The following is a 16012-nucleotide window of genomic DNA, read 5'->3' on the forward strand; positions in this document are numbered from 1 at the left end:
CCGGGGTGATGCGGCAGTCTACTCCGGGGTCGGCCGTCCGCCGGTCACAGCACCGCGCCGTGTGCGTCCTCGAGGTCGGTCTGCTGGCCCAGCCCGTCCCGGTCCCGGCCCACGCGGGCGTCCTGGTCGCGCACGTCGGCTTCGCCGCGGCGCAGCAGGGCGTACAGCGGTGCCTGGAGGAACAGGGTGGACAGGGTGCCCACGATGATGCCGATGAACAGGGCCAGCGAGATGTCCCGCAGGGTCCCCGCGCCGAGCAGTCCGGCGCCGATGAACAGGATGGAGGCCACCGGCAGCAGGCCCACGATCGAGGTGGTGATCGAGCGCACCAGGGTCTGGTTCACGGCCAGCTCCACGTTCTGCTCGAACGTGCGTTCCGGGTCCTCCTCCTGGCCCACGGTGTTCTCGCGGACCTTGTCGAACACCACCACGGTGTCGTAGAGGGCGTAGGAGAGGATCGTCAAGAAGCCGATGATCGCCGACGGCGTCACCTCGAAGCCGGTGGCCCCGTAGATCCCGGCGGTCAGCGCCACCACGTAGAGCATCCCGACGACGGCGGCCAGCGACATCTTCCATGTGCGGAAGTAGAGGGCCATGAACACTGTCACGAGGGCCACGAAGATCACCAGGCCGAGCAGCGCCTGCTGGGACACGGCCTCACCCCACGTGGGACCCACGAAGGTGGAGGTCACCTGGTCCTGCGTGACGCCGTAGGCCTCCTGCAGGTTCTGGGCGACCTGGCGGGTCTGGGCGTCGTCCAGCTGCTCGGTCTGCACCCGCATGGTGCCCGGGGCGATCGCGGTGACGGTCGGCTCCACGCCGGGGACGACGTCGGCCACGGCCTCCCTGCCCGGGTCCACTTCGCCCGTGGCGGCGTCCGAGACGGTGAACTCGGAGCCGCCGCGGAACTCGATGCCGAGGTTGAATCCGCCCCGCAGGGCGGTCAGGCCCCCAGCGAGGACCAGCAGGGCCGCGGCGATCGCGAACCAGAGCCGCCAGCGGCGGACGAACGGGTAGGCGCGGCGGCCGGTGTACAGGGCGTTGCCCCAGTCGGCGAAGCGGTTCACGAGGCGTCCTCCTGGGTGTCGGCCGGGCGGCGGGCGGCGGGGTCGGCCGCCCGGGCGCGCTCGGCGCGGCGGCGTTCGGCGATGGTGAGGGCGGGTTCGCCCCGGCCGCGGCGGCGGCCCGGGCGGACGTCGGACGTGGGGGCCGAGGCGACGGCGGGGCGCGGCTCGCGGACCTGCCCGGCGCCGCGGTAGAGCGCGGAATCCACGCCGAGCTGGCGCGGGTCCAGCCCGGACATCCGGTGGCCGCGGCCCACGAAGTCGCCCTGGGCGAGGAGCACCATGAGCGGGTGGGTGAAGAGGAACACCACGATCAGGTCGGCGATCGCGGTGAGGCCGAGGGTGAAGGCGAAGCCGCGCACGTTGCCCACGGCCACGAAGTACAGCACGAGGGCGGCGAGCAGGTTCACGGCCTTCGAGGCGGTGATCGTGCGCTGGGCGCGCTTCCAGCCCTCGTGCACGGCGGCCTCGACCGGGCGGCCGGCGCGCAGCTCGTCCTTGATGCGCTCGAAGTAGACGATGAAGGAGTCGGCGGTCAGGCCGATGGCCACGATCAGGCCCGCGATGCCGGCCAGGGAGAGGCGGTAGTTGTCCGTCCAGCCGAGGATCGCGATGGCCAGATAGGTCATCAGGCCCATCACCAGGATCGAGGCGAAGGTCAGCAGGCCCAGGGCCCGGTACTGGAAGAACTGGTAGAGGGCCACGAGAGCCAGACCGATCAGCCCGGCGATCAGGCCCCAGCGGAGCTGGTCCTCGCCGAGGGTGGCGGAGATCTGCTGCTCGGACTCGATGGTGAAGGAGATGGGCAGCGAGCCGTAGTTGAGCTGCTCGGCGAGCTGGTTCGCGGACTGCTCCGTGAAGGACGGACCGTCGATCCGGGCGCTGCCGCCGGTGATCACCGCGTTCGAGCTGGGGGCGGAGATGACGCGGCCGTCGAGGACCATGGCGAACTGCTTGCGCGGGTCCCCGGCGGGCATGGGAGTCAGCCGCTGGGTCACCGCCTGGAAGGCACGGGCCCCCTCGTCGGTGAAGTCCACGTTCACGCCCCACTGGTTGGTGGACACGCCGCCTGAGGTCTGGGCCAGACCCGGCTGCGCGCCGTCGACCTCGGTGCCGGAGACCACCACGGGGCCCAGGACGTACTTGATCGCCGGCGCGGCCCCGGCCGGGGTCTCCTCCGCGGGCTGGCAGGCGACCACCGCGCGGTCGGCGGGCATCGGCGCCGCGCCCGGGTCGCGCGGGACGGCGCAGTCGGTGCGCTGAAACTCGTCGGCCAGGTCCGGGGTCAGCCAGTTGGAGTCGTACGCGTCGGACGGCTCGGCCGAGGGCGCCGGGAACTGCTCCTTCGGGAGGAGCTGGTCCTCGGGGGTGGGCTCGCCGGGGGCGGCCTGGAGCACGGGGCGGAACTGCAGGTCCGCGGAGGCCTGGATCAGGCGGCGGGTGTCCTCGTCCGGCACACCCGGCAGGGAGACGACGACGTTCTGGTCGCCCTGGGTGGCGACCTCCGCCTCGGCCACGCCGGAGCCGTCCACGCGCTGGCGGATGATCTCCACGGCCTGGCCGAGCTGCTCCGGGGTGGCCTGCTCACCGGAGGCCGTCTGCGGGGCCAGCACCATCTGGGTGCCGCCCTCGAGGTCGAGGGCGAGCTTGGGGGCCCAGCCGGCCTGGCCGCTGGCCACGCCGATGCCGAGGATCGCGGTCAGGCCCACGACGAGCGCGGCCAGCCAGGCCAGGGCGCGGCCGGCGGCGCGGGAGGGGGAGGTCTTCGCCATGCGTCACGTGCTCTCTGTGCGCGGCGCGGGCCCGGCGGTGCGCGCCGGGCCCGGCCGAGGTGGTCTCAGGCGCGGTCGGTGCGCGGGTCGACGCCGTCCGCGGGGGCGTCGGCGGCGGTCGAGCGGTGCTGCCCGTCCGCGGCGGAGGACGGGTCCACGGCGGCATCAGGATCGACGATGTTCGCCACGCCCTGCAGGTGCACGTCGAGGCGCGTGCCGGGGGAGGTCTCGAGCGTGACGCGCTGATTCGGCTCGTCCACGGCCACCACGGTGCCGAAGATGCCGGCGGCGGTCATGACCTCCATCCCCGGGGTCAACCGGCTGCGCATCTCCGTGGCCTGCTGCTGCGCCTTCTTGGCGCGGCGGAAGGACAGGAAGAGCATCAACGCCAGGGCGGCGAACATGACGAGCATGAACACGTTGGTGCCCCCGGCGGCCTGCTGGGCGATCACGGGGGCGGAGGTCTGGGACAGCGGCACGGGGCGCACTCCTCGGGTCTGGACGGGATCGGAATCCGGGCCAGTCTAGGGGGATCAGCCGGGCGTGCCCTCCGGCGCCGCCATGCCGAGGTGCTCCCATGCGGCGGGCAGGGCCACGCGGCCGCGCGGGGTGCGGGCCACCATGCCCTCGCGGATGAGGAAGGGCTCCGCCACGGTCTCCACGGTCTCGGCCTCCTCCCCCACGGCGGTGGCCAGCGTGGTCAGACCCACGGGGCCGCCGCCGAACACGGTGCACAGCGCGGTGAGCACACCGCGGTCCAGGCGGTCGAGGCCACGGGCATCCACCTCGTACATGGTCAGGGCGGCGGAGGCGGCCTCAGCATCCACCGTGTCCAGGCCCTTCACGAGGGCCCAGTCGCGCACGCGCCGCAGCAGGCGGTTGGCGATCCGGGGGGTGCCCCGCGAACGGGACGCGATCTGGCGGTAGCCGTCCGTGTCCACGCGCATGTCCAGCAGCGCGGAGGAGCGGCGAAGCACCCTCTCGAGCTCCTCCTCGGCGTAGAACTCGAGGTGCCCGGTGAACCCGAAGCGGTCCCGCAGGGGCCCGGGCAGCAGGCCGGCGCGCGTGGTGGCGCCCACCAGGGTGAACGGCGGCAGCTCGAGCGGGATGGACGTGGCGCCGGCGCCCTTGCCCACCACGATGTCCACCCGGAAGTCCTCCATGGCCATGTAGAGCATCTCCTCCGCCGGCCGGGACATGCGGTGGATCTCGTCGAGGAACAGCACCTCCCCCTCGGTGAGCGAGGACAGGATCGCGGCGAGGTCCCCGGCGTTCTGGATGGCGGGCCCGGAGGACAGCCGCAGGGGCGCGTTCATCTCCGCGGCCACGATCATGGCCAGCGTGGTCTTGCCGAGCCCCGGAGGGCCGGAGAGCAGCACGTGGTCCGCCGTCCGTCCCCGCAGTCGGGCCGCGGCGAGCATGAGGTCCAGCTGCTCCCGGACGCGCATCTGCCCGACGAACTCGTCCAGGTGTCTCGGCCGCAGGGCCGCCTCGAGGCGGCGCTCCTCGGCGTCGGCCTCCAGAGCGGAGACGGGGTGCTCGGTCATCGCGTCCGGCCCCCTCGCACGGCGGCGGCGGTGCCGACGTCGCGCAGCGTGGTGCGCAGCAGGGCGGCGACGTCGCCGGAGCCGGCGACATCCGGGTGGGCGGCCACGGTGGCGGCGACGGCCTTGGCCGCCTCCTTCTCGGACCAGCCCAGGCCGGTCATCGCCTGCACGACGTCGGCGTGCCATGCGTCCGTGGGCGTCTGCGGCTCCGCGGCCGCGGCCTCGTCGTCGCGCGCCTGACCCGTGGGAGGCAGGCGGCCGGCGAGGTCCACGATGATCTTACGGGCCATCTTCGGGCCGATCCCGGGCACGAGCGTGAGGGCCTTCTCGTCCTCCTCCGTCACGGCGCGCCGCACGTGCTCGGGGTGGTGCACGGCCAGGATCGCCAGGGCCAGGCGGGGGCCGACGCCGTTGGCGCCCAGCAGGACCTCGAAGACCTCGCGCTCGGCGCGGTCCGCGAAGCCGTAGAGGGTCAGAGCGTCCTCCTTGACCACCAGGTGGGTCTGGACGGCGGCCATCCGCCCCTCATGGAGCGTGGCCAAGGTCTGAGGCGTGGCCGCGAACGCCAGGCCCACGCCCCCGGCGGTGATCACGGCGTGGTCCAGGCCCACGTGTTCGACGGTGCCGCTCAGGGATGCGATCAACTCGGTCCGCCTTCCGGGCTCGAGGGGGGTGGGACGGATTCGAACATATCATCGAACGCCGCGCGCGAGGCCGCCGCTCGGGACGGTCAGGCGCGGCGCCCCGGACGGGCGGCGGCGGAGCGCTCGGCGGCCAGCCAGGCGCGCTGCGCTGCGGTCAGCTCCCCTGCCGGCGCCCTCCGCACGCGAGCTCCCCCGGCCCCGCGGGAGGCGCCGGTGCGGGAGGTGAGGGAGGCGGTGTCGAGCCCGGTGTGGCCGGCGGCCACGCCCAGGGCGGTGCCGCGCCACGCGTGCGTGATGGCCAGGGCGAGGGCGTCGGCGGCGTCGGCCGGCCGCGGCGGGGCGGCCAGGCGCAGGATCCGGGTGACCATCGTGGTGACCTGCTCCTTGCCGGCGTCGCCGTCCCCGGTGACGGCGGCCTTGACCTCGGAGGGGGTGTGCAGGCCCACGGGAACCCCGGCCCGGGCGGCGGCGGCGATCGCCACGCCGGCGGCCTGCGCCGTGCCGAGCACGGTGGGGGTGTTGTTGTTCGCGAACATGCGCTCGACGGCGGCGCGCGTCGGCGAGAACCGCGCCAGGACGGTGCTCACGGCCTCGTCGATGCGCAGCAGGCGCGCGTCCAGCGGGGTGTCCGCCGGGGTGCCCACCACCTCCACGTGGACGAGGCAGGCCCGCCGACGCGCGTCCACGTCCACCACGGCGATCCCGCAGCGGGTGAGCCCGGGGTCCACCCCGAGCACGCGGACGACGTCGACGGGCCTCCCCGCCACGACGCTCAGTCCTCCTCGAGCTCGGACATCACCTCGGGGGCGATGTCCACATTGGAGAACACCGACTGCACGTCATCGAGCTCCTCGAGGGCGTCCACGAGCTTCAGGAAGGTGCGGGCACCCTTGGCGTCCAGCTCGGTCTTCATGGTCGGCAGGAACTCGAGCTCGTCGGTCTCGTAGGCGATCCCGGCGGCGTCCAGGGCGCCGGCCACGGCGCGCAGATCGGAGGGCTCGGAGACGATCTCGAACTCCTCGCCGGACTCCACGACCTCCTCGGCGTCCGCGCCGCCCTCGAGCACGGCCTCCAGCAGGCCGTCCTCGGTGTTGCCCTCGGCGGGCAGACGCACGACGCCCTTGCGGTTGAACAGGAAGGACACGGAGCCGGAGTCGGCCATGGTGCCGCCGTTGCGGGTCACCGCGGCGCGCACGTCCGCGGCGGCGCGGTTCTTGTTGTCCGTCAGGCACTCCACCAGCAGGGCCGAGCCCTGGGGGCCGCGGACCTCGTACATGATCTCGGTGTAGTCGATGACCTCGCCGGTGAGGCCGGCGCCGCGCTTGATGGCGCGCTCGATGTTGTCGTTGGGCACCGAGTTCTTCTTGGCCTTGGTGACGGCCAGGTCGAGGGCCGGGTTGCCGGACAGGTCCGCGCCGCCGGCGCGGGCCGCGACCTCGATGCCCTTGATGTACTTGGCGAACGCCTTGGCGCGCTTGGCGTCCAGGGCGGCCTTCTTGTGCTTGGTGGTGGCCCACTTGGAATGACCGGACACGGGCGTCTCCTCCTGCTCGTCGGGGCGGCACGCCGACGACGGCCGGCGGGCCTGCGCTTGACCGGCGCGCCGGGGCGCACCGCACATTCGACCGCCCATCCTACCGGCGGGCGGCGGCGAGTCAGCGTGGTCGGGGACGACACAAGAGACCCCACACCCAAGGGGTGCGGGGTCTCCGAGTGAGATGCGGCGGTCCTAGCCCGCCGCTCGCTGCGGACAAGACTATAACCTCATCCTCATGGCGGCAATCTCTCCCTTCACGCGCATGGTGGGAGAGGCGCGCGCCCAGGTCTACTTGACCGCCGCAGTCCACGACCTCGATCTCGCAGCCCGCTTGTATCTCTGGGGAGTCGACCTGGCAGGCGCCTGGCACTCGCATCTCAGTCACGTGGAAGTCGCCGCCCGCAATGCCATGGATCGAGAACTCCGCGTCTGGAATGCTTCACAGACTGCCGCGGATGGCCGCGCCTTGAGCGCTGACTGGACACGCGACCAGGGGGCAGCGCCCCTGCTCTACACGGTAATCGGGCGCAAGATTATCCAGGCACGGCGAGACGCTCGGCGCACTGCCGATGCGCGCCCGTTTGAGCATCCCCGCCACGGTGCCGCACCCCAGCATGACGACGTCGTGGCGCAGTTGATGTTCGGGACGTGGACCCAGCTGCTGCGATCGCCTGGGCGGACCGCGCCGACGGCGGCTCAGCGAGAACTCTGGGAGGCCTGCCTCCACCGAGCATTCCCAGGAGCGCCCTCCGGCCTGCAGGGCCTGACGGAGGTGGGCGCGGGGCTTGAGACCCTTCGGGTCCTCCGAAACCGAGTGGCACATCATGAGAACCTCTTCTCGGTGGACACCCCCGCTCGTCTCCGTGGATCGCTCACACTTCTGGGATACATCGACTCAGGTCTGCCGACGTACGTCATGGGGCGAAACCGCCTACGACGCCTGCACCGCGAAGATCCTCGCCGCCGGCCGGCAGGAGACTCCTGACCTGGCCGTGCGGCAGATGGCGTCACGGGAGAGCAACACACGCCATGAGAACGGACCGCCAGGAGCGCCCGTCGAACCGGGCGTAGCGGCGGTACAAGTCGCCAACGGCGGCTCCGACGCTCATCTGATCCCCTCTTGTGGCGGATGTAGTGCCGCCCGTCATGCCCGGTCCCGGGGCGCGCCATTGCGGGCCGTTACTGTGTGCGGAGGGCAACGGCGGCGAGATGACGCCAGACCCGTCCGAGGACAAGAGGAGGACCGCTGGTGGCACGCACCCGTCTGGAACTGACCTGGGCCAACAAGGACAGGGCGCTGATCCCCACGGAGCACGGCCGCTACGGCTACACGTGGGTGGACCCGCGGGACCCGCGCTACTGCGAGGTGCGCCCGCTGGTGCTGGGCGAGCAGGTGACGGGGCAGCAGGCCCCTAAGGACGACGCCGGCCACTACACCGAGCGGGCGGACCTGCCCCCGCAGTCGGACAACCTCCTCATCCACGGGGAGTCCGGGGACGTGCTGGAGGCCCTGACGCTGGTGCCGGAGCTGGCCGAACAGTACGTGGGCCAGGTCAAGTGCGTGTACATCGACCCGCCCTTCAACACGGCGCAGACGTTCGCCAACTACGAGGACAACCTCGAGCACTCCATCTGGCTGACCATGATGCGGGACCGCCTCCTGCATCTGCGGACGCTGCTCAGCGACGACGGCTCCATCTGGGTGCACCTCGACGACGTAGAGGTGCACCGCATGCGCGTGCTGATGGACGAGGTGTTCGGCGCGTGCAACTTCGTAGCCGAGGTGGTGTGGCAGAAGGCTTATTCGCCAAGAAATGATGCTCCTGGGTTCTCTGTGGACCAAGACATCATCCTTGTTTACTCCAAGCACCCCGACTGGCGGAGCAATCGTCTGCCGCGATTAGCATCTCGTGATGCTCTTTACAACAGTGTCGACGGAGATCGCAGACCATGGATTTCGGCCGACCCCGCGGCACCAAGCGCTCACAGGAACCAACTCTGGGTTTATGCGATTCAAAACCCCATCACCGGCGACCTAATTTACCCGGCCACGGGTAGGTGCTGGGGGCAGAATCAGGACACCATGCACTCCATACTCGAAGAGTGGGACGTCCCCTACCGGCGTGAGGTGATCGCCGACGCCGACAGGCGGGCGCAGATCGCAGGAGTTCCCACAACCGAGGTTCGTCAGGGGGTTCCCGCCCTCCTGGTTGATATCCCCTTGGAGGAGGCCGCGAATCGCGCGCAAGAGCGCTATAAGATGGGAACGTGGCCGGACCTATATTTCACCAAAAAGGGGAAAGGGGGAATCAAGCGCAAAAGATACTTGGATTCGGTCAGCGCGAGCAGAGCGCCTCAAACTTTATGGCTGCACGAAGACGTGGGTCACAACCGTTCTGCCAAGCATGAAATAGGCCTACTCTTTCCGAACAGCCATCCGTTCTCCACCCCCAAGCCGGAGCGACTGCTCGAACGCGTCATCCACATCGCCACGAACCCTGGCGACGTGGTGCTGGACGTGTTCGCCGGGTCCGGCACCACGGCGGCCGTCGCGCAGAAGATGGGGCGCCGCTGGGTGACCTGCGAGCTTGTGGAGGACACGCTGGAGCGGTTCACCCGGCCGCGCCTGGAGAAGGTGGTGCGCGGGGAGGACCCCGGTGGCGTCACCTCCGTGGCCGGTGAGCGTGTGGCCGCGGACGGCGTCGACCTGCCCGAGGGCGTCTCCGCCGAGGACGCCCAGGCGTTCACGTCCCTGCTGAACAAGGTGATCAAGGCGGACCCGGACGGGACTCTGGCCACGGATCCTGCGGTCAAGCGGCTCAAGGCGCTGACCAAGACCGTCAAGACCAAGCCGGCCCTGAACTGGCGCGGGGGCGGCGGGTTCACCACCGCCACGCTCGCCCCGCCCGTGTTCGACTACGACCCAGACCTGCAGCTGGTCACCCTTACCGAGCACGCCACCGGCCCCACCCTGATCCGCTCGGTGGCCGCCAACCTCGGGTTCCGGCTCACCCCTGAGCACCCGCACTTCCACGGCGTGAAGAACCGGATGCGCCTCGTCATCGTGGAGGGCACCGTCACCGAGGACACCGCCCTGGACCTCGCCGGCCATCTCGCCGCGGGCGAGGGCCTGACCATCGCCGCGCTTGGCCGTGAGGAAGGCGTCCAGGAGGCGCTGCGCCGCGCCGCCCGCGGCGTGCGCGTGCTGCACGTGCCCGACGACCTCTTCCGCCACGGCGGAACCGCTGCCGAGGAGGAGACCGCATGAGCGCCCACCCGCTGAACCTTCCCCTGGACCAGGCGGTGATCGACCAGCTCAGCCGCGAGTTCGGCCTCCGCGCGCACAACGCGGAGGGCCTGCGCCAGCTGGTGTTCGCCCTCTCCGGTGGATACGACCCCGCCGTGCCGCAGGTCATGGACATGTGCACCGGCTCCGGCAAGACCTACCTGATGGCCGCGTTCATCGAGTACCTGCGCCGGCAGGGGCACCGCCACGTCATGGTGGTCACCCCCTCCACCGTGGTGCAGACCAAGACCGTCCAGAACTTCACCCCCGGCTCCCGCCGCCACATCTCGGGCGCCGCCGTGCACCCGCAGGTGACCACCCCGCAGGACTACTCCGCCTGGCGGGCAGCGCAGGCCTCCCCCGGCGGGCAGCTGTTCGGCGAGGGCGCCTCCCAGCTGTTCGTGTTCAACATCCAGCAGCTGATCGCCCCCAAGCAGGCCGAGGGCGAGACCGCCGGCGAGGGCATGGCCGCCATGCAGCGGCGCATCCGCCGGTTCGACGAGTCCACCGGCAACCTGTTCGAGCACCTGCGCGCCCAGGACGATCTGGTGGTGATCGCCGACGAGTCCCACCTCTACGGCACCCAGGCCAAGGCCTTCCACCAGGCCATCCGGGACCTCGAGCCCGCCGCCACCGTGGGCCTGACGGCCTCCGCGAGCGCGAAGGACCACGTGGTGTTCCGCTACCCACTGCACCAGGCGATCTCGGACGGCATGGTGAAGACCCCGGTGATCGCGTACCGCTCCTCCGGCTACCCGGAGGTCGGCGGCGAGGAGCTGCAGCTGCAGGACGCCCTCGTGCTGCTGAACGCCAAGCAGGCCGCCTACGAGGGCTATGCCTCGGAGACCCTGGGTGCGAAGCCGGTGAATGCGGTGCTGTTCGTGGTCTGCGCTGACGTCGCGCACGCCACCGAGGTGGCAAAGCTGCTGCGCACCCCCGCCTACTTCGGTGCCGATGACGCCGTCCTCCAGGTGGACAACGCCCACGACGACGTGGTCACCCAGCAGCGCCTCGAAGACCTGGACCAGCCGTTCTCCACGGTGCGCGCCGTGGTGAGCGTGAACAAGCTCAAGGAGGGCTGGGACGTGCGCTCGATCGCCGTGATGGTGACCCTGCGTGCTCTGGCCTCCGAGACGCTGACCCAGCAGACCATCGGCCGTGGGCTGCGCCTGCCGTTCGGCCAGCGGACCGGGGACCCACAGGTGGACACCCTGGACATCCTCAGCCACGCCTCCGTGAAGAAGCACCTGAGCTCGGAAAAGGTCCTCCAGGAGTTCGGGCTCGTCGATGCCGTGCGCCCACAGGACGCGGATCGTACGCTGCCGCCCGTGCCCACGGACCCGGGGACCGGCGCCGACGGCAATGCGTCCGGGCAGGAGGGGGTCGACGTCGTCGGCCCGGACGGAACCACGAACCCGCCGGAGTCGACCCGGACGCCCGACCCGCGGCCTACCGTGGCCATGCGCGAGTTCGGCGACACCAAGGACTTGGACCGGCAGGTGAGCCGCCCGGAGCCGGTGCGAGTGGGCCTCCAGCCGAAGTTCCAAGCCGTCGGCGGCTTCCAGGTGCTCTTCCCGCGTGTCACGAGCGAGCGGGTGATCGCGCCGCTGAATCTGGCGCGTCTGTCCGACGAGACCATCCGTTCCCACGCGCGCAAGGTCCTCGACACGGGTGAAGTCCTGCATCGCCAGGAGCTGCTGGCGAACCGGCTCAAGACCCGGCTCCAGCTGCACTCTGTGGACCAGGCCAACGTGGCGTCCGTGCCCGTGGAGCCCGACGACGTCGCCCGTGAGCTTGAGAGGGCCGCGCTCGCCGTGGCTTCGCTCCCGCGCACCGCGACAAACCTGACGCAGATCAAGCGGTACGTGGTTCCCACGTTCATCCGTCAGAGCGACACCGCCGAGTGGACCGTGAAGTCCCTGGCGTCGGCCTGCGACCGGCTGACGGACATGCTCAAGCAGGCGGTGCGGGACCACGAACGCTCCGCCACTACAGCGGACATCGTGACACCGGTGCCCGTGCCCCGGACCGACCATCACCTGCTGCCCGCCGGCGAGGTCGTCCATCCCCGACCGGAGGCTCGGGGCGACTTCGTGGTGCGCCGGTGGTACGAGGGCTGGCAGCGCAACGTGTTCACCGCCGCCCGCTTCGACTCCTGGACCGGCGAGTACGCCCTGGCCGAGCTACTGGACATCTCCCCGGACATCACCTGGTGGATGCGTCTGGAGCCCGCCGCCGGGGCCGGCATTGCCTACACCCCGCGGGACACCTACTACCCGGACTTTCTGGCACTGGACGCCGACGGCACCCACTGGATCATCGAGGGAAAGAACGACGCCGGCGCCGGGGACGCGACCGTGCAGCTCAAGCGGGAGGCTGCCCAGCGGATCGTGCGCGAGCTGATCGGCGTGGAGGAGTTCATGGACCAGCGGTGGGGCTACCTCATCGCATATGAGGGGGAGATCGCCCGGGCGGACTCATGGAAGGACCTGCTATCCGCCAGTGCGCCGGTGGTGACGCCTGCCTGACGGAACCACAGTCGCCGCCCGGACAGCCCCGGGTGGCGACGCCGGAGCGTGCCCCCGACCTCGCCCAGACCCCGGATCCTGATCAGTAGGGTGGGGCACATGACCCCAGTCACAGCCACATTGCCCGAGGATCACCCCCTGCTGACCTCCTCTCCCCTCCCCCTCGAGCTGCCCGACTTCGCCGCCGTGAGCGACGCCGAGCTCGCCGCCGCGCTGCGCCACGGCATGGCCGAGCAGCGCGCCGAGGTGGAGGAGATCCTCTCCGCCGAGGCGGCACCGACGTTCGAGAACACCGTGCGCGCCCTCGAGCTGTCCGGTCAGCTGCTGCGCCGCGTGGCCCCGATGTTCTTCACCCTCGTCGGCTCGGACGGCACGGACGCCCGGCAGGCCCTCGCCGAGGAGCTCTCCCCCGAGCTCGCCGCGCACGAGGACGCGATCCTGTTGGACCCGCGCCTGGCCGAGCGCGTGGCCGCCGTCGATGACGCCGCCCTCACCGGGGAGGACGCCCGGCTCCTGCACCATCTCCGGGTGCGGCTCGAGCTCGCGGGCGCGCACCTGGACGAGGCGGCTCGCCACGAGCTGCGCCGGATCAACGGGGAGCTGGCCTCCGCCAAGGCCGCCTACACGCGCCGCCTCGTCGCGGACACCGCCGCCCGTGCGGTGCTGGTGACGGACCGCGAGCGCCTGGCCGGCCTCGGCCGGGACGAGATCGCGGCCGCCGCGGCGGCCGCCGGGGAGGCGGGCCACGGCGACGGCGACGCGGAGACGGGCCCGTGGCTGCTGACGCTGTCCCTGTTCACCTCGCAGCCGTGGCTGGCGGACCTGGCGGACGCCGCCCTGCGGCGCGAGGTCTTCGAGGCGTCCGTGGCCCGCGGCTCGGAGGGCGAGCACGAGACGCTGACCACCGCCATGCGGATCGTCCGGCTGCGCCTCGAGAAGGCCCGGCTGCTGGGGGCCTCGTCCTGGGCGGAGCACGCGTTGAAGGACCGCGCGGCGCCGTCGGTGGCCGCGGTGGAGGAGCTGCTGGGCGCCCTGGTGGGCCCCGCCATGGCGAACGCGCGGGCGGACGCGGCCGCCGTCGCCGCGGACGGCGCGGAGGTGGCCCCGTGGGACTGGCCGTACCTCTCCGCGCTGCACGCGCGCGAGGCGTTCGCGGTGGACGCGGGGGCGCTGCGCCCGTTCTTCGCGCTCGACCGGGTGCTGACCGAGGGCGTGTTCGCGGCGGCGACGGCGCTGTACGGCCTCTCGTTCACCGAGCGCCCGGAGCTGGCGCCGCACCTGTACCGGCCCGGGATCCGGGTGTGGGAGGTGGCGGACGAGGCGGGCGCCGTCGTCGGGCTGTTCGTGGGCGACTTCTTCGCGCGTCCCACCAAGTCGGGCGGCGCGTGGATGCACACGGTGCGGGACAAGGCGGAGGCCCTCGGCGAGCGCCCGGTGGTGTTCTGCACCATGAACATCCCGGCCCCTGCGGCGGGCCGGCCGACGCTGCTCACGCTGGACGAGACGACGACGCTGTTCCACGAGTTCGGCCACGTGCTGCACGGCCTGCTGGCCGAGGGCGAGTACGCCTCGCTCACCGGCACCGCGGTGCCGCGGGACGTCGTCGAGTTCCCGAGCCAGGTGAACGAGTACTGGCTGCGCGAGCCGTCGCTGCTGGACGCGTACGCGCGGCACGTGGAGACGGGCGAGCCGCTGCCGGAGGGCACGCTGGAGCGGCTCGAGGCGGCGGACCTGTGGGGCGAGGGCTACCGCACGGTCGAGTACCTCGGTGCCACGATCGTGGACTGGGCGTGGCACACGGTCACCGAGGAGACGGTGGAGGAGGCGACGGCGGACCCCGCCGCGTTCGAGCGGCGCGCCCTCGAGGCCGCGGGGATCGACCCGGACCTGGTGCCGCCGCGCTACGGCACGGGCTACTTCAAGCACATCTTCGGCAACGACTACGCCGCCGGGTACTACTCGTACATCTGGGCGGAGGTGCTGGACGCGGACGCCGTGGAGTGGTTCCGGGAGAACGGCGGCATGACCCGCGAGAACGGGCGCCGGTTCGCCGCGGAGCTGCTCTCCCGCGGCGACACCCGCGACCTGCTGGAGTCCTACCGGGCCTTCCGCGGCCGGGACGCCGAGCTCGAGCCGCTGCTGCGCCGCCGCGGGCTGCTGGCCGACTGAGCACCGCTCAGGCGGATCAGTCGGTGCGCCCCGGCCGCGGCGCCGCCAGCACGGCGCGCAGGAAGCCGCGCACGGTGCGGTCCCACTTCACGGGGTCCACGTTCTGCTCGCGGGTGTGGCCCGCCTGGGTGAACCGGACGAACCGCACGAGCTCCGGGTTGCGCTCGGCCAGGGCCATGGACGGGCCGACGGGCACGTACTCGTCGTCCTCGGAGTGCAGGATCAGGGTGGGCACCCGCACGTGGTCGGCGCGGGTGACCCAGTCCAGGGCGCGCAGGTCCACGGGGGCGGCCATGCCGGTGGCGAGCCGGCCGGCGCGGTTGGACAGCAGCCACTGCCCCAGCAGGCCCACGGCCTCGGGGATGCGGTTCAGGCGGGCCTGGTGGCGCAGCACGTCCATCCAGTCCACCACCGGTCCGGTGAGCACGATCCCCCGCACGCGGACGGCCAGGTCCGAGCGGTCGGCGAACTGCAGGGCGATCGCCCCGCCCATCGACCAGCCGAACAGGACCACGTCCCGCGCCCCCTGGTCGAGGGCGTACCGCACCGCGGCCGCCACGTCCTCCCACTCGGTGGTGCCCAGCCCGTAGCGGGCGTCCTCGGCGTCCGGGGCGTCGCCGTCGTTGCGGTAGGAGACGAGCAGGGACGTCATCCCGAGCCGCTGCGCCGTGGGCACGGCGCGCAGGCCCTCGGTGCGGCGGGCGCCGCGGCCGTGCACCATCACGGCCCACAGCCCCTCGGCCGGACGCGGCTCCGCGGACGGCCCCGGATCGATCCGCCAGGCCGGGGCCACGCCCCCGGGCACCGGCACCTCCACGTCCGTCGCATCCAGGCCCGCGTCGGCCGGCGTGGGGTAGACGAACCCGGTGAGCCGTCCGCGCACGGCGGAGCGCAGGTCCCCCGAGTAGACCTCCTCCACCACCCGCTGGACCGTCCCGTCGCGGGGGTCGTGGGAGCGGATCGCGCCGATCCGCGCCACGTGCTCGCCCTGCCCGTACGTCAGGGAGTACGCGCCGGGCGCGGTGGTGTGCCGGTCCGCCGGCAGGATCACCTCGAGCCCGTCCGGTCCGTCGACGACGGCGAACACCGCGGTGTCCTCGGCGTGGCCCCGCACGGGCGTCACCACGGCGCGCGCGAACACGCCCGCGAGCGCCGAGCTGGCCCCGGCCACCACGAACGCCCCGGAGGCGGCGACGGAGAGCGCGGTGGGGGCCAGCCGGGCGGCGGGACTGATGACGGCGGCCGTGCCGCGGGCGCTCCCGACGACGGCGCGGCGCACGGCGTCGGCCCACGGATGGGCCGGGGCGGGCGGCGGCATGCCGGGCAGGCGCCGCAGCAGGGCGTCCGCGGCGGGCCGGGCCCGTGCCGGGGTGAGCCGACGGGCGACGGCGAGCGGGGGGACGGCGGGACGGGCGAGGAGCCGTCCGCGGCGGGGGCCGCGGCGGCGTCGGCGGGAGGTGGCCAT

Annotated in this window: 11 protein-coding genes; 3 read left to right on the forward strand and 8 right to left on the reverse strand. The window is 72.2% G+C overall.

All coding sequences use genetic code 11. The features are described 5' to 3' along the window. Window positions 1-44: 44 nt before the first annotated feature. The 7 genes from secF to MA879_RS09080 form a co-directional block, all read right to left on the reverse strand. On the reverse strand, window positions 45-1067 hold the full coding sequence (gene secF, locus MA879_RS09050; protein ID WP_248125351.1) for a protein translocase subunit SecF: 1023 nt from the start codon (window positions 1065-1067) through the stop codon (window positions 45-47). Next, window positions 1064-2836, reverse strand: coding sequence for a protein translocase subunit SecD (gene secD / locus MA879_RS09055; RefSeq protein WP_248125353.1), 1773 nt, complete (start codon window positions 2834-2836; stop codon window positions 1064-1066). Before secD ends, secF begins: the two co-directional genes overlap by 4 nt. 65 nt (window positions 2837-2901) lie before the next feature. After that, window positions 2902-3315, reverse strand: a complete 414-nt coding sequence (gene yajC, locus MA879_RS09060; protein ID WP_248125354.1) for a preprotein translocase subunit YajC — start codon at window positions 3313-3315, stop codon at window positions 2902-2904. A gap of 54 nt (window positions 3316-3369) precedes the next feature. Next, on the reverse strand, window positions 3370-4383 hold the full coding sequence (ruvB, locus tag MA879_RS09065) for a Holliday junction branch migration DNA helicase RuvB (RefSeq protein WP_248125355.1): 1014 nt from the start codon (window positions 4381-4383) through the stop codon (window positions 3370-3372). Next, the gene (gene ruvA / locus MA879_RS09070; RefSeq protein ID WP_248125356.1) at window positions 4380-5027 is read right to left on the reverse strand and encodes a Holliday junction branch migration protein RuvA; all 648 of its coding nucleotides are present in this window, start codon (window positions 5025-5027) and stop codon (window positions 4380-4382) included. The genes ruvB and ruvA overlap by 4 nt, the downstream gene beginning before the upstream one ends. 86 nt (window positions 5028-5113) lie before the next feature. Continuing rightward, a complete protein-coding gene (gene ruvC / locus MA879_RS09075) occupies window positions 5114-5794 on the reverse strand; it encodes a crossover junction endodeoxyribonuclease RuvC (protein WP_248125358.1) in 681 nt (226 codons plus the stop codon). 5 nt (window positions 5795-5799) lie between these two features. Beyond that, window positions 5800-6561, reverse strand: coding sequence for a YebC/PmpR family DNA-binding transcriptional regulator (locus MA879_RS09080; RefSeq protein WP_248125360.1), 762 nt, complete (start codon window positions 6559-6561; stop codon window positions 5800-5802). Between the two features lie 1252 nt (window positions 6562-7813). On the opposite strand from MA879_RS09080, the gene MA879_RS09085 reads away from it, so the two are divergent. From MA879_RS09085 to MA879_RS09095, 3 genes are all read left to right on the forward strand, one after another. After that, window positions 7814-9832, forward strand: coding sequence for a site-specific DNA-methyltransferase (locus tag MA879_RS09085; RefSeq protein ID WP_248125362.1), 2019 nt, complete (start codon window positions 7814-7816; stop codon window positions 9830-9832). After that, window positions 9829-12378: a DEAD/DEAH box helicase gene (locus MA879_RS09090; RefSeq protein WP_248125364.1), complete on the forward strand. Its 2550-nt coding sequence runs from the start codon at window positions 9829-9831 to the stop codon at window positions 12376-12378. The genes MA879_RS09085 and MA879_RS09090 overlap by 4 nt, the downstream gene beginning before the upstream one ends. 99 nt (window positions 12379-12477) lie before the next feature. Beyond that, window positions 12478-14547 carry a M3 family metallopeptidase gene (locus MA879_RS09095; RefSeq protein ID WP_248125366.1) on the forward strand — a complete coding sequence of 690 codons (2070 nt, stop codon included), beginning with the start codon at window positions 12478-12480 and terminating at the stop codon, window positions 14545-14547. Between the two features lie 16 nt (window positions 14548-14563). On the opposite strand, the gene MA879_RS09100 is transcribed toward MA879_RS09095, so the two are convergent. Further along, entirely contained in the window at window positions 14564-16012 is a 1449-nt protein-coding gene (locus MA879_RS09100) for an alpha/beta hydrolase family protein (RefSeq protein WP_248125367.1), read from the reverse strand.

This window comes from Micrococcus lacusdianchii (genome assembly GCF_023155805.1).
In the GTDB taxonomy this organism is placed as follows: Bacteria; Actinomycetota; Actinomycetes; order Actinomycetales; family Micrococcaceae; genus Micrococcus; species Micrococcus lacusdianchii.